Origin of the sequence: Pseudomonas sp. ok266, from assembly GCF_900110195.1 — a bacterium.
Lineage (GTDB): Bacteria > Pseudomonadota > Gammaproteobacteria > Pseudomonadales > Pseudomonadaceae > Aquipseudomonas > Aquipseudomonas neuropathica.
Genome location: NZ_FOCU01000004.1, coordinates 428,317 through 442,158, shown reverse-complemented (window position 1 = coordinate 442,158; position 13,842 = coordinate 428,317). Strand labels below are relative to the sequence as shown.

General features: G+C 59.5%; 14 protein-coding genes. 11 read left to right on the top strand and 3 right to left on the bottom strand.

Translation table 11 applies throughout. The features are described 5' to 3' along the window. Positions 1 to 35 precede the first annotated feature (35 nt). The 8 genes from BMY54_RS09815 to BMY54_RS09780 all read left to right on the top strand — a co-directional run bounded on the left by BMY54_RS09815 (position 36) and on the right by BMY54_RS09780 (position 6,405). A complete protein-coding gene (locus BMY54_RS09815) occupies positions 36 to 824 on the top strand; it encodes an SDR family NAD(P)-dependent oxidoreductase (protein ID WP_034154110.1) in 789 nt (262 codons plus the stop codon). Positions 825 to 931: 107 nt separating this feature from the next. Next, positions 932 to 1,930, top strand: coding sequence for an NADP-dependent oxidoreductase (locus BMY54_RS09810; RefSeq protein ID WP_093431701.1), 999 nt, complete (start codon positions 932 to 934; stop codon positions 1,928 to 1,930). 118 nt (positions 1,931 to 2,048) lie between these two features. Continuing rightward, positions 2,049 to 2,861, top strand: coding sequence for a DUF1206 domain-containing protein (locus BMY54_RS09805; RefSeq protein WP_093431489.1), 813 nt, complete (start codon positions 2,049 to 2,051; stop codon positions 2,859 to 2,861). A 116-nt stretch (positions 2,862 to 2,977) separates the two neighbouring features. Further along, positions 2,978 to 3,880, top strand: a complete 903-nt coding sequence (locus BMY54_RS09800) for a bestrophin family protein (RefSeq protein ID WP_093431486.1) — start codon at positions 2,978 to 2,980, stop codon at positions 3,878 to 3,880. 316 nt (positions 3,881 to 4,196) lie between these two features. Next, positions 4,197 to 4,754, top strand: coding sequence for a GTP cyclohydrolase I FolE (gene folE / locus BMY54_RS09795; protein WP_034154114.1), 558 nt, complete (start codon positions 4,197 to 4,199; stop codon positions 4,752 to 4,754). Between the two features lie 81 nt (positions 4,755 to 4,835). Beyond that, a complete protein-coding gene (locus tag BMY54_RS09790) occupies positions 4,836 to 5,378 on the top strand; it encodes a DUF3833 domain-containing protein (RefSeq protein ID WP_093431483.1) in 543 nt (180 codons plus the stop codon). Beyond that, the gene (locus BMY54_RS09785; protein ID WP_093431480.1) at positions 5,375 to 6,085 is read left to right on the top strand and encodes an SDR family NAD(P)-dependent oxidoreductase; all 711 of its coding nucleotides are present in this window, start codon (positions 5,375 to 5,377) and stop codon (positions 6,083 to 6,085) included. The genes BMY54_RS09790 and BMY54_RS09785 overlap by 4 nt, the downstream gene beginning before the upstream one ends. A gap of 14 nt (positions 6,086 to 6,099) precedes the next feature. Continuing rightward, positions 6,100 to 6,405 carry a DUF6482 family protein gene (locus BMY54_RS09780; protein ID WP_093431477.1) on the top strand — a complete coding sequence of 102 codons (306 nt, stop codon included), beginning with the start codon at positions 6,100 to 6,102 and terminating at the stop codon, positions 6,403 to 6,405. A gap of 182 nt (positions 6,406 to 6,587) precedes the next feature. On the opposite strand, the gene BMY54_RS09775 is transcribed toward BMY54_RS09780, so the two are convergent. Beyond that, positions 6,588 to 7,556 (bottom strand): NAD-dependent epimerase/dehydratase family protein, encoded by a 969-nt coding sequence (locus BMY54_RS09775; protein ID WP_093431474.1) that lies wholly within the window; start codon positions 7,554 to 7,556, stop codon positions 6,588 to 6,590. Between the two features lie 92 nt (positions 7,557 to 7,648). Between BMY54_RS09775 and BMY54_RS09770 the strand changes: the two genes are divergently transcribed. From BMY54_RS09770 to BMY54_RS09760, 3 genes are all read left to right on the top strand, one after another. Next, positions 7,649 to 8,536: a LysR family transcriptional regulator gene (locus tag BMY54_RS09770; RefSeq protein WP_093431471.1), complete on the top strand. Its 888-nt coding sequence runs from the start codon at positions 7,649 to 7,651 to the stop codon at positions 8,534 to 8,536. A gap of 263 nt (positions 8,537 to 8,799) precedes the next feature. Beyond that, the gene (locus BMY54_RS09765; protein WP_093431468.1) at positions 8,800 to 11,205 is read left to right on the top strand and encodes a glucose/quinate/shikimate family membrane-bound PQQ-dependent dehydrogenase; all 2,406 of its coding nucleotides are present in this window, start codon (positions 8,800 to 8,802) and stop codon (positions 11,203 to 11,205) included. An 85-nt stretch (positions 11,206 to 11,290) separates the two neighbouring features. After that, on the top strand, positions 11,291 to 12,589 hold the full coding sequence (locus tag BMY54_RS09760; protein WP_093431465.1) for a carbohydrate porin: 1,299 nt from the start codon (positions 11,291 to 11,293) through the stop codon (positions 12,587 to 12,589). Positions 12,590 to 12,652: 63 nt separating this feature from the next. Here the strand turns inward: BMY54_RS09760 and BMY54_RS09755 are convergent, their stop codons facing one another. Further along, complete coding sequence (locus BMY54_RS09755) at positions 12,653 to 12,907, bottom strand: hypothetical protein (RefSeq protein WP_175559574.1); 255 nt, start codon at positions 12,905 to 12,907, stop codon at positions 12,653 to 12,655. 166 nt (positions 12,908 to 13,073) lie between these two features. Then, positions 13,074 to 13,721 (bottom strand): hydrolase, encoded by a 648-nt coding sequence (locus BMY54_RS09750; protein WP_093431462.1) that lies wholly within the window; start codon positions 13,719 to 13,721, stop codon positions 13,074 to 13,076. Positions 13,722 to 13,842 lie beyond the last annotated feature (121 nt).

The window sequence follows — 13,842 nt, the reverse complement described above, 5'->3', positions numbered from 1 at the left end:
GTTCTGCTTCTCACACCCTCAAAGAGAGATAAACCATGAGCACTCGCCCTACTGTTCTGATCACTGGCGCCTCCACCGGCATCGGCGCGGTCTACGCCGAACGCTTTGCGCAACGCGGCCACGATCTGGTGCTGGTCGCCCGCGATCAGGCGCGCCTGGATGCACTGGCTGCGCGCTTGCGCAGCGAGCATGACGTCGCCGTCGATGTGATCCCGGCGGACCTGACCCAACCCGGCGATCTGACCACTGTTGAAAACCGCCTGCGCGACGATGCCCGTATCGGCGTCCTCGTCAATAACGCTGGCGCGGCGCTGTCCGGCCATTTCGTCGAGCAAAGCACCGACAAAGTGGCGCAACTGGTCGCCCTCAACACCACCGCACTGGTGCGGCTTGCCAGCGCCATCGCTCCACGCCTGGCCAAGGCCGGTGACGGTGCGATCATCAACATCGGTTCGGTAGTTGGCCTCGCACCGGAGTTCGGCATGACGGTCTACGGCGCGACCAAGGCGTTTGTATTGTTCCTGTCCCAAGGACTGAGCCTGGAACTGTCGCCTCAGGGTGTCTACGTGCAGGCCGTGTTGCCGGCCGCCACACGCACGGAAATCTGGGATCGCTCCGGCGTCGACATCAACACCTTGAGCGAAATCATGGAGGTGGGTGATCTGGTGGATGCTGCGCTCGTCGGCTTCGATCGTCGCGAACCGGTGACCATTCCGCCGCTGCACGAAGCAGAGCGCTGGGATGCCTTGCAGGGCGCACGGCTGGGCCTGATCGGGCAAATCCGCCAATCTGAGGTTGCCCAGCGCTACCAGACGCCAGAGTGATCCTCAGCTAGCGAGCATGCGCGGCAGATTAGATGCAGTCACAAGGCGCTGCATCGAATCCGCAACGCAGCGACTACCATCCGTACACCGACAAGAGCCGCACCTCGATGAAAGCTTTTTTGATTGATCGCTATGGCAAACACACCGGGCGCATCGGCGACGCGCCGGTCCCGGCAGTGGGTTCTCACGACGTCTTGATCGAGGTCCATGCCAGCAGCGTCAACGTGCTGGACTCGAAGATCAGCACCGGCGAATTCAAGTTGATCCTGCCCTACGCGTTTCCATTGATTCTGGGCAACGATCTGGCAGGCGTGGTGACTGAAGTCGGCACGCAAGTGACACGCTTCAAACCGGGAGACGAGGTGTACGCTCGCCCACCCGAAGCACGAATCGGCACCTTCGCTGAGTTGATCGCCGTGAACGAAAATGCGATTGCCCTCAAACCGGCCAATACCGACATGGCACAGGCTGCTTCCCTGCCCTTGGTGGCACTGACCGCCTGGCAAGTGCTGGTCGAAACCGCCCAGCTGAAAAAAGGCCAGAAAGTACTGATTCACGCCGGCTCCGGCGGCGTCGGCACCGTTGCCATTCAGCTTGCCAAACACCTCGGTGCCTTTGTCGCCACAACCACCAGCACCGCGAATGTCGAATGGGTCAAGGCGCTAGGTGCTGACGTGGTGATCGACTACAAACAGCAGAACTTCGAAAGTGTCTTGCACGACTACGACGTGGTGTTGAACAGCCTCGGTTCTGATGTCCTGGAGAAGTCAATCAAGGTGCTCAAGCCCGGTGGCCAGCTGATTTCCATCTCTGGGCCACCCACCGCGCAATTCGCACAGGAGCAAGGTTTGTCCTGGCCCTTGCAGCAGGTCATGCGCTTGCTGAGCTTCGCTATTCGGCGCAAGGCACGCAAGCGTGACGTCAATTACGCGTTCGTGTTCATGCGCGCAAACGGCGCCCAACTGCAACAAATCAGCTCGCTGGTTGCGGCCGGCATCATCAAACCGGTGATTGATCGAACGTTCCCCTTTGAATCAACGGCCGAGGCGTTGAGTTACGTCGAGCAGGGCCGCGCGAAGGGCAAGGTCGTTGTTTTGATCAAGTGAAGATTCCGGCTATTGCTGAATTATCCGTAGAAACCAGCTCACTGCGTTCTTCGACAGGTCATAGAACCCCTCCCGGCAAGAAGGGTCTGCTCTCTTATAACCTCTCAGGAATCCCCCCATGTCCGCGCAACGCAACCTTGTCCTCCTCGCTCGGGGAGGCTATGCCGCTCGAGGAATGCTTTATCTGATCATCGGTATCTTTGCGTTGCTGGCAGCCCAGGATTCGACTAAACCGAAGGACAGCCACAAGAGTCTGGAAGCCTTGCTGGCTCAGCCATTCGGCTATTTTCTGGTTGGACTTGTCGTGGCGGGACTGCTCGCATTTGCCGCCTGGCGTGTTCTGCAGGCAACGCGTGATGTCGATCATCACGGCACAAAACTCAAAGGTCTGGTGATTCGCACAGGGCTGTTTGTGGGAGGTCTGGTGAACGGTGCTCTGGCGTTCTTTGCATTGGGCCTGCTCATCAGCGGGATTAAAAGCTCGGGCAATTCCGCAGGACAAACCAAAGACTGGCTGGCGCATCTTCTGTCCTGGGAACACTCGAACTGGCTGGTGTACCTGATCGCCCTCGTGCCGCTCGGTGTAGGCATTGCTCACATCATCAAGGGCTGGAAAGCGTCGTTCGAGAAGTATTTCGAGGCCGACGAAGAGGTCATGCTCTACGTCCGCCCGGTCTCGCGGTTTGGTCTGATCGCGCGCGGCGTCGTGTTTATCGAGATCGCATTGCTGCTGGCAATCAGCGGCTCTACCTATCAAGCCATGGATCCCCCAGGTATGAAAGAAGCGCTCGATGCACTGCAGAATCTACCCGCTGGCTGGCTGATCTTGATGGTAATAGCCTTGGGGCTGATGGCGTTCTCGGTCTACAGTCTGTCGGAAGCTTGCTGGCGCAAGATCAATATGGATGTGCCAGGTGTATCGAGCACATAGCGTGTAACGTCTTTGCCGATGATCACCCGGGCGCTGCATCGGTGAGCGAACCTTTCCCCCGAAAACAACGTCCGAGCTAAAGCGTTAACGCTTACCGCTCGCCACGAGGTTTCCGTTTGAAAGCTGCCATCGTCAGAAAATACCGATTGATCATCAAAACGCTGGGCTACGTCGGCTGGGCCTTGTTCTGGCTGTTGCTCTGGGACATTGCTGTCACTGTCGACTTCATGTTGTTTCTCAACACCAAGCTGAATTTACCCCTCATGCCCCTGACTTTATTGGGTTCGGCGTTGATTGTGTTGATCAGTTTCCGCAACAGCAGCGCCTACAACCGCTGGTGGGAAGCAAGGACGCTGTGGGGGGCGATGATCAACAACTCGCGCAGTTTCGCCCGGCAGGTGCTGACGTTGCTGGATGACGCTGACAACGAGGTCAATCCGGTCAAGTCGACTCTATTACGCCGCCACGTCGCCTATGTGAATTGCCTCGCAGCGCATCTGCAAGGCCAGCCTTGCCCTGAGGAAGTCCGCGCGTTTATTCCCGCCGAGGAGTTCGCCCGCAGCGGCACCACCAATAACTTTGCCAACGATATCCTCACCGGCTCGGCGACTTTGCTCGCGCGGGAATACAAGGCCGGGCGCCTCGACAGCATTCGCCTGGCGCGGTTGGAATCGACGCTGGTGGACCTGTCCAACAGCCAGGGTGGCATGGAGCGAATTGCCAATACGCCGCTGCCCTACCCTTATGTGTATTTCCCACGGCTGTTTATCTCGCTGTTCTGCCTGATCGTCCCGGTCGGTCTGGTGGAGTCGCTGGGCTGGTTCACGCCGCTGGCGTCGACCGTGGTGGGCTTTATGCTGCTGGCCATCGAGCGCATCGGCACCGACCTGCAAAGTCCGTTTCGCCACAGCGAGCATCAGATTCAGATGGAAGCGCTGTGCGAAACCATCGAGAAGAATCTGCAGTCGATGCAGCGTGACTCCCTGGGTGACGTGCGCAGGCTTGCAGAGAACGTTTGAGGTGCAGTAATCGGGAACCGTCAGTATGTCTGACGGTTCCCGAATCAATCAGAACGCCGCACAACATCGCTTGTTATCGCACCGCGCTCACACATTTCCCCGAGCGCTCACCGTCATTCCCCCTCTGCTTCCCGCTCCTCGCGGTCTCACATTTTCCGATGTGAGGTTTTCGCATCTGCATAAAAAAGATTGCCGATTCATTGTCAGGTGATTTTTTTCAGCCTATCTTCAATAAAACCTATACAAAGCACTTCATCGCGTACAACTCTTTCGCTATGGATTGGCCCCACGCACAGCACTGCCGCGAGCACCTTGAATGAACCCACTATTAGCCAGCCATTACCGTGAAATTCTCGTCGGCGTCGGTGAAAACCCCGAGCGCGAAGGTCTGTTGGACACACCCCAGCGCGCCGCCAAAGCGATGCAGTATCTGTGCAATGGCTACACGATGAGCCTGGAAGACGTCACCAACGGTGCCCTGTTCGAGTCGCAGAGCGATGAAATGGTGATCGTCAGCGACATCGAGCTGTATTCCTTGTGCGAGCACCACATGCTGCCCTTTATCGGCAAGGCACATGTCGCGTACATCCCCACCGGCCGGGTGCTGGGGCTGTCGAAGGTCGCGCGGGTGGTAGACATGTTCGCGCGGCGCCTGCAGATCCAGGAAAACCTCACGCGGCAGATTGCCGATGCCATTCAGCAAATCACCGATGCCGCCGGTGTCGCGGTGGTCATTGAAGCTCGGCACATGTGCATGATGATGCGCGGCGTTGAGAAGCAGAATTCGGTCATGACCTCCTCCGTGATGCTGGGTGCTTTTCGGGACAGTTCGACGACACGGCAGGAATTCCTGCAACTGATCGGGCGGCGATAAAGCTATACAGGAGACAGTCACTGTACAAGCCGCCAGTTCGAATCTCACCCTCTTCACTCGTGCGTTTCAGGGAGTTAGGCAATGACCCGATTTCTGCTGTTACTGACACTGGCACTCAGCGTCGCAAGCTGCGGCAGCGTGGATGTTGCCCGTTATGCCGAGCAACAACCGGCCTTGGACCTGCAGCGTTTTTTCAGCCAGCCCGTCAAAGCCTGGGGAATGTTTCAGAAGCGCAGCGGTGAGGTGGCCAAACGTTTTGAGGTCAACATCGTCAGCCGGCGTGAGGGTAACAACCTGATTCTCGACGAGCGCTTCCTGTACAGCGACGGCACCCGCCAACGTCGCGTCTGGACCCTCACGCCCGAAGGCCAGGGGCGTTGGAGCGGTCGCGCGGCTGACGTAGTGGGTGTCGCCGAGGGCCAGGTCGCGGGCAATACGCTGCACTGGCGTTATCGCCTGAACCTGCCGGTCGACGACTCGACTTACGAAATGAGCATGGACGACTGGATGTACTTGATGGACGAGGACACGTTGATTAACCGCACCAGCATGTCCAAATTCGGCGTAGAGGTCGGACAGGTGACATTGTTCTTCCGTCGCCAGGGTGCCGGAGTCAGCGAGTGAACCGCGCATTGACCCTGGCCTCGTTTGGCGATGGTTATCGCGCGCTGGTGATCGGCGCCAGTGGCGCCCTCGGTACAGCCTTTTGCCAACGGCTGAAACAGGATTCGCGCTGTGCCGGCGTTCGCGCGCTGGGGCGCCGTACCCTCCCCGCGCTCGACCTTGAACGACCTGAAACGATTGCCAGCGCCGCCGCCGAACTGGCAGGCGAAGCGCCGTATCAACTGATCATCCACGCGGCCGGTCTGCTCCATCGTGACGGGATCAAGCCGGAAAAAAGCTTCAACGCGATCGAACCGGAAGCGCTGCAAACCGTGTTTCAAGTGAACACGCTGGGACCGGCATTGGTGTTGCGTCATTTCCTGCCACTGCTCGATCCTCGGGGAGCGATGGCGATGCTTTCGGCCAAGGTCGGAAGCATTGGCGACAACCGATTGGGCGGCTGGTACGCCTACCGCGCTTCCAAGGCTGCGCTGAACATGCTGATCAAGACCGCCGCCATCGAACTGGCACGCACGCGCCCGCAGAGTCGCTTGCTCAGTCTGCACCCGGGCACGGTGGTGTCGGGGTTGTCGCAACCTTTTCGCGGCGCCTCCAGCGCCCGTCCGGCAGACGTTGCCGCTGAACAGTTACTGACCTTGATTGACCAGTTGATGCCGGCCGACAGCGGCCATTTCTTTGCCTACGATGGAGAACGCCTACCCTGGTAGGCAAGGAGTGAAGCATGAACCTGCAAGCCCTCACCGAACGTGCGGCCAACAGTGAAATACGCGAACTGGAGCTGCTGTCACTCGAAGGTGGTTTTTATCTGGCGCGGATCCGCCTGGATCACGGCCAGTTCACCTTGCTGGATGACGCGGCCAAGCCGATGCACCTGCGCTCGATCACCCACCTGCGGGACTTGCTACAGACCGTGCCGGCCTTTCCCTGCGTACTGGTGCAGCAATGCGTGCACGACGAAATGTGCGGGCGCGATTCAGGGCCTGTCGAAGAGCTGCGCATTCCGTTTTCGCTCACCACGCCGGCATGAGTCGGACACTGTCGTTCAACTCGCAATCAGCGCTGGCGGCCAGACGGATTCCCACGCTGGCCTGACGTGACCTGTCATCTGTGGATACGCCCCAATACCGTGAAGCCGTAGGTACGCCGGGCGTATGAGCTGATCTGGAGCCGTCAGGCGCGTGGCGCATTTCCCGCCAGGCGCGGCTTCATTCAATCCAGGCAACCCAGACCTGCCAGCGTTGCTTCGACAGCCTCATCCAGCGGCGTGTGCGGCTCACGACCCAATGTCGCCAGCAAGCGCGCGCCGCTCAAACGCACCGGCTCGTTCCACAGGTAGCGCATCTCCTGCATTTCGCGAAAGGTTTCGACAACGGGTGACAGCACGCTGATCAACCACCACGGGAAGGCTTTGATCTTCGGTGCCTTGCCGCTGCGTTTTACGACAACGCGGCGGATGGCTTCGGCCATTTGCCGACCGTCCGCATCCCAATGACCCGCCATATGAAAGGTTGCAAAAGGATCAAGGATCTGGCGACGCTCCAGCAGTTGCACCATGGTGTTGGCGACATCGGGCAAATAGGCCCACTGGTTGCCGATGCCCCTGGCACTCGGCAGGAACACGCGGGCCACCGTCCTGCCCGGTTTGATCAAGCCTTGGGAAAACCAGTTATTGCCCGGTACCGGCCCGAAAAAATTGCCGGCGCGCACAATGATCACGCGGCAGCCTTGAGTGCTGGCGGCGCGCAGTCGTCGCTCAAGTTCCACTCGCAAGGCGCCTTTGCGGGTCAACGGTTGTTGGGGCGAATCCTCGTGCAGCAGTGGAAAGGCATCCGGCCCGTAGTTGTAAACGGTGCCCGGCAGGACAATCGTCGCGCCTTGGGCAATCGCGGCGGCGATGGTGTTGTCGAGCATGGGCAACACCTGCTGGTCCCAGCCACGATACCCCGGCGGATTGACCGCATGGACGATGGCCGAGCATCCCTGCGCAGCGGCCATGACCTGCTGACGATTCATCGCGTCACCGTCGAACCAAGTAATGCCTTCCACCCCTTGGTTTCGCGGACGGCCACCGCGACGCAATGCACACACTTCCCAACCGGATTCGCGCAACTTGCGCGCCACCTCACCGCCAATGCCACCGGTTGCACCCAAAACCAAAACGCGCCGACTTGTGATCATGTTACCGCCCTCTCGATGGAATGAGAGAAGTCTGAAGGCGCTCATCACTCTATGAAATTGCCTAATTTCGGCGACCCGCTATACATTTATGCATGGACAATAACATTAGCTGGGAACTGTACCGCTCCTACCTGAGCGTGTTGCAGGAAGGATCATTGTCGGCCGCCGCGCGGGCACTGGGTGTTGCCCAGCCCACGGTCGGGCGCCACATCGATACGCTCGAGCAGCAACTGGGCGTAAGCCTGTTTACTCGGTCACAACAAGGCCTGTTGGCGACAGAAGCTGCGCTGGCACTCAAGCCTTTCGCCGAAGCCATGCGCGCCAATGCCGCTGCACTGTTGCGCGCCGCCGAGGCACAAGGGAGCGCAGTCAGAGGAACGGTGCGCATCAGCACCAGCGAGGTGGTCGGCGCAGAAGTGCTGCCCCCGGTGATTGCCGGACTGCAAAGCCGCTACCCGGAACTGAAGGTGGAGCTGGTGCTGACCAATCGCGTGCAAGACCTGTTGCATCGTGAGGCCGATATCGCCGTGCGCATGGTCGCCCCCGAACAGGGCTCGCTCATTGCCCGACGGATCGGCGACATCGAACTGGGCCTGCATGCCCACCGTCGCTACCTCGATGCGCGCGGCACTCCGCAGACACTGGAAGCACTCACCGATCACGCACTGATCGGGTTCGACCAGGAAACGCCCTTTCTGCGCAGCGCCAGACACTGGTTGCCACAATGGCGGCGCGAACACTTCACCTTGCGCACTGACAGTGATCTGGCCCAACTCGCGATGATCCGCGCTGGTGTGGGCATCGGCGTGTGCCAGGTGCGAGTGGCGCAACGTGACCCCGAACTGGTGCGCGTACTCGCCCAAGCCTTCAAACCCCGACTGACCACCTGGCTGACCATGCACGAAGATTTACGCAGCAGCCCGCGCTGCAGAGTGACCTTCGAAACCCTGCTCGCAGGACTTGAGCTATATGTGGGCTAAGCTGGTTTTAATGCCGTGGGTCGGCTGATCTTTAAGGCCAGGTTGAACACCGCACAACGAAAGAACTGTCATAACCGGCATTTTTTCTGACACAAATGCGTTTTTTGCAGACATTCAAAAGCTCAGCTGAACCCCATGAGACTGCCAGTTTCGGCTCAGGCGCGTTATCGAAGAACCAACAACGCTTTATTACTGAATTAGTGATTTAACTAGGTAGTTACCTAACTATATAATGCCCTCCTCATTTCAACGGGACATTCAACGTGAAGCAGAGTCAACGCCTCTCGGGCATATCAAAATTCATTCTGGTCGGGCTGGGCGTCGTCATCGCCCTGCTCGGCTTGGCGCTGGCTGCGGGCGGCGTGAAGTTGGTCAGCCTGGGAGGCTCGTGGTACTTCCTGGTGGGTGGCTTGGTCATGGCCGTTTCCGGTCTGCTGATCGCGCGCTTCAAGCTGGCCGGTGCGTGGCTGTTTGCCGCGTTCCTGGTGGGCACCGCGATCTGGGCGGTGAGCGATGCCGGGCTGGTATTCTGGCCGGTGTTCTCGCGCCTGTTCATGTTCAGTGTGATCGGCCTGGTCGTGGCGCTGGTTTATCCTCTGCTCAAGCGTGCCAACGGCAGTGTTGCAGGTCGCGGCGCTTACGCCGTGGCTGCGGTGCTGGCGGTCGGCGTGGTTGTGGCGGCTGGCAACATGTTCGTCGCGCACCCGACCGTTGCCGCCACCGGCACTGGCCCGGGCCTGACCCCGGTCGAGCCGGACAAGGCGCAAAAGGACTGGGCGCACTACGGTAATACCGAAGGTGGCAGCCGCTTCGCCGCGCTGGACCAGATCAACCGCAACAACGTCGACAAGCTGAAAGTCGCGTGGACCTACCACACCGGTGACGTCGCCGAGAGCGATGGCAATGGCGCTGAAGACCAGCTCACCCCGCTGCAGGTTGGCAACAAGGTGTTCATCTGCACCCCGCACAACAACCTGATCGCCCTTGATGCCGATACCGGTAAAGAGCTGTGGAAGAACGCGATCAACGCCCAGTCGAAAGTCTGGCAGCGTTGCCGTGGCATGGCCTATTTCGACGCCAGCGCTGCCATTGCTCAGCCAGCCAATTCGAAAATCATCGAAGCCAAACCGGCGCCGGCAGCCAATTGCCAGCGTCGTCTGCTGACCAACACCATTGATGCCCGCCTGATCGCAGTTGATGCTGACACTGGCGAGTTCTGCCAGGGTTTCGGCAACAATGGCCAGGTCGATCTGAAGGCCGGTCTGGGTGATGTCCCGGACAGCTACTATCAGTTGTCGTCCGCTCCGTTGATGGCCGGCACCACCGTGGTGGTTGGCGGTCGCGTGGCTGACAACGTGCAGACCGACATGCCCGGCGGCGTGATCCGTGGTTTTGACGTGATGACTGGTGCCATGCGCTGGGCCTTCGACCCGGGCAATCCGCAGGATAAAAAGGCGCCGGCAGACGGCAGCACCTATGTGCGCAGCACGCCGAACAGCTGGGCACCGATGTCCTATGATCCGGCGACCAACACCGTGTTCCTGCCGATGGGCAGCTCGTCTACCGACATTTATGGTGTCGAGCGCAGCAAACTCGATCACACCTACGGCGCTTCGATCCTCGCGCTGGACGCCACCAGTGGTGAAGAACGCTGGGTGTTCCAGACCGTGCACAACGATCTGTGGGACTTCGACCTGCCGATGCAGCCGAGCCTGATCGACTTCACCAAGGACGGTAAAACCGTACCGGCCGTGGTCATCGGCACCAAGGCCGGGCAGATCTACGTGCTCGACCGCGCGACCGGCAAACCGCTGACCGACGTTAAAGAAGTCCCGGTCAAAGCGGCGAACATCCCGAACGAACCGTACTCGCCTACTCAGCCAAAATCGCTGGGCATGCCGCAAATCGGCGCACAGCACCTGACCGAATCGGACATGTGGGGCGCAACCCCTTACGACCAGTTGCTCTGCCGCATCGACTTCAAAGGCATGCGTTACGACGGGTTGTACACCGCACCGGGCACCGACAAATCGCTGAGTTTCCCGGGTTCGCTGGGCGGCATGAACTGGGGCAGCCTCTCCACTGACCCGGTGCACGGCTTCATCTTCGTCAACGACATGCGTCTGGGCCTGTGGATTCAGATGATCCCGTCGCAGAACAAAGGCCAGGCTGCTGGTGGCGGCGAAGCGCTGAACACCGGCATGGGCGCCGTGCCGCTGAAAGGTACGCCGTACGCGGTGAACAAAAACCGCTTCCTGTCGGTAGCCGGCATTCCGTGCCAAGCACCACCGTTCGGCACACTGACCGCGATCGACATGAAAACCCAGAAAGTCGCCTGGCAGGTTCCGGTCGGTACCGTTGAAGACACCGGTCCACTGGGCATCCGCATGCACCTGCCGATCAAGATTGGTCTGCCAACCCTCGGCGGCACCCTGTCGACCCAAGGTGGTTTGATCTTCATCGCCGGCACCCAGGACTTCTACCTGCGCGCGTTCAACAGCGGCAACGGTGAAGAAGTCTGGAAAGCACGTCTGCCAGTCGGCAGCCAAGGTGGCCCGATGACGTATGTTTCGCCGAAAACCGGCAAGCAATACATCGTCATCACCGCCGGTGGCGCGCGTCAGTCGACCGATCGCGGCGACTACGTGATGGCTTACGCCCTGCCGTAAACCACGGTGTTCACGTAAAGCGCGGCACCTTCGGGTGCCGCGCTGCTTTCCCCCTATTGCTCATGTTTTTTGCAGGAAGATTTACATGCTATCGGCTGTTGGTTTTTCCCGTTCCGACCTGTTCAAAGGCCTGTTGCTGGGCCTGATGTGCACCACCGCTCTCCCCGCGCTGGCCGACAACGATTCCGATCTGTTGACCCGCAGCACCCTCACTGGTGACTGGGGTGGCTTGCGTCACCAAATGGATGAGCAAGGCATCAAATTCACCGGCGACTACAGCGGCGAAACTGCCTACAACGCCGACGGTGGCTTGCATCGCTCGGCGCGTTACTCGCAGAACATCAAGCTCGGCGTGCAGTTCGACCTGAGCAAACTGTACGGCGTCGACAATGCCGGCAAGGTTCAGTTGACCATCAACGACCGCCGCGGCAACAGCGCCTCGGAAGATCTGGTCGGCAACCGTCTGCCGATCCAGGAAAACTACGGTGGCCTGTACACGCGCCTGACCGAACTGAGTTACGAGCGCACGCTGTTCACTCCAGCGCTCAATGTGAAACTCGGCTACATGGCCATGGGCAACGACCTCGGCGGCCTCGACAGCGGCATTCTGTGCAACTTCATGAACGCCGGTTTCTGCGGCCATCCGCTGAACATGTCCGGCGGCAGCGGCTGGACCAACTACCCCAACGCGCGCCTGGGCGTGCGGGTGAAATACGACCTGTCGTCGTCGTGGCAACTGCGCGTGGCCGCGTTCAACGTCGACCCCGAGAGCAACGGCAATTCCAGCCGCGCCTGGCACCTTGATCCGAAACACACCACCGGCACCGTGGTGCCGATCGAGCTGGTGTACAAACACGCGGGCGCCCTGCCCGGCGAATACAAGCTCGGCTACTACTACGACAGCTCCGACGTAAAACGCATCGGCAGCGACAAAGAAGTGTCCGGTCGCGGCGGTCATTATCTGCTGATCGACCAGGCCGTCTGGAGTTCGTCGACGTCCGAAGGCCGCAGCTTGCACGCGTTCGGCCAATACTCGGCGGCCAGCGAAGCGGCGTCACCGTTCAGCAAGTGGTACGGCACCGGCGTGGTGCTGTACAAACCGTTCGAAGGTCGCCCGCGAGACACCGTCGCGCTGGGTTATGGTCGCGCCGTGCCGAACCCGCGCAGCCGCGATGTGCAGCAGGACGCCGCATTGAACAACGGCACGGCGTTGCCGAACCTGGACAGCGCCGAGCAACTGATCGAACTCGGCTACGGTTATCAGGCCACGCCTTGGCTGACCCTGCGCCCAAATGTGCAGTACATCATAGAGCCGGGCGCGTTTTCCGGGCAGGACATCGACAATGCGCTGGTGATTGGCTTGCAGGTCAAAGCGGCGCTCTGATCTCCAAATAGCAGACAATAAAAAACCCGGCTCGAATTGCCGGGTTTTTTCTTGCCTTCAAGATCACTTTTTCTTTTTGGCCGGCTTATCAGCCTTCTTCGAATCCTTAGCCTTCTCAGGCTTGCTGTCGGCTTTTTTCGCCGACTTCTTGGGCTCGGCGTCTTTCTTCTTGTCTTTCTTGTCGGAAGACTTTGAAAGCGTCGAAGCTGCCGCTGATTTCTTTTCTGGTGATGACTTTTTGTCTTTCAGATCCTTGCTGGCTTTCGAAGCGTCACCTTTGTCTTTGCTTTTCTTTTCGTCTTTAGCCACGTTGACCACCTCTCGGAGTGTGCCGTTATTGACACAGCGCCTGTGCGATTGACCACAAGCTAATCATTAGGCGAGCGGCTCCGACAGCGGTTCAGATTATTTTCAAGCGTTGAAACAGGCCAAATGAAGGCAGCGCCGGCTATCGCCCACGCCACCTTCAGCAACACCTCGTGAATCAGGCCTTGTTGCCCGCTGCTTCCAGCGCCTTTTCAGCATTGAAACCGTCGAAGTTTTCAAACACGCCCATGAAGCCTGGCACGGTCACCTCGCGCGCCCAGTCGCGCTGCAGTTCGCAGTACATCTGTACCCGGCTGATAAGCTTCGCCCCCGCCTGCTCCATTCGGCGCAACGCTGCCTCGTGTGCGGCGAGCGACGTGCCGCCCACCGCATCGACCGGCACGTAAACTTCATAGCCTTCCTGAATGGCGTCGAGCACCGGGAAGGTCAGGCAGGCTTCGGTCCACAGTGCGGTCATGATCAGTTTCTTGCGCCCGAGCGCTTTGACTGCCTGCTTGAACCCGGTGTCCTCCCAACTGTTGATCGACGTGCGGTCATAGGTGGGCAGATGGCCGAGTACCGCTTGCAACTCTTGAATCGGCGGTTTGTTGCGACCGGTCGCGACATTGACGGTCGAGTGGATGATCGGCAGGTTGTAGTTGAGCGCCGCCTTCGCAACGCTGGTGATATTGAAGACCAGTTCATCCCGTGGCATCGAGCGGATCGAAGACACCTGAACCGGTTGATAGTCGATGATGATCAACGCTGAATTGTCGGGCGTCAGGAGTTGATCGGTGTGCGGGTTACGGATGGGTTCGCTTGCCATTTGCAGGTCCTTTTGTATGGGTAACGCACGTCGGTAAAACGGCCGGAGCCCGTGCGGCTAATGGTTCCAGAATGCACGCGAGTGACGCCGTGCCTGGAAAACCCATTGTGCTGTTCCCCTC